Origin of the sequence: Halomonas sp. SIMBA_159, assembly GCF_046536035.1 — a bacterium.
Classification (GTDB): Bacteria; Pseudomonadota; Gammaproteobacteria; order Pseudomonadales; family Halomonadaceae; genus Vreelandella; species Vreelandella venusta_A.
Map to the genome: position 1 here is coordinate 1 of NZ_JAWJBT010000428.1, position 277 is coordinate 277.

The window sequence follows — 277 nt, forward strand, 5'->3', positions numbered from 1 at the left end:
GGGGAAAGCAGGAACAAGAGCGTCTGGATATTAAAGATGGTAATTACATTGTGATTCATGGCGGTTCCAGTCAACTTGCCCAAGACAAAGGCATTGATAAAATTTACCCCGTGACCAAATGGAAAGATATCATTGCTGATCTACAAAAGAAACAGCCTAACTTACCGATTGTGCTGGTGCAGGGACCGGAAGATGAAATGTGGGTTGAGCAACTGTTACAAGTCAATCCCAACTTGAAAGTCACCAGTCCTCCTGATATTGGTAAACTATCTGCTAT

At 42.6% G+C, this 277-nt stretch carries 1 protein-coding gene; it reads left to right on the forward strand.

The features are described 5' to 3' along the window. On the forward strand, nucleotides 1-277 hold a 277-nt coding region (locus tag R0J87_RS19900), incomplete at both ends, for a glycosyltransferase family 9 protein (RefSeq protein ID WP_498888413.1).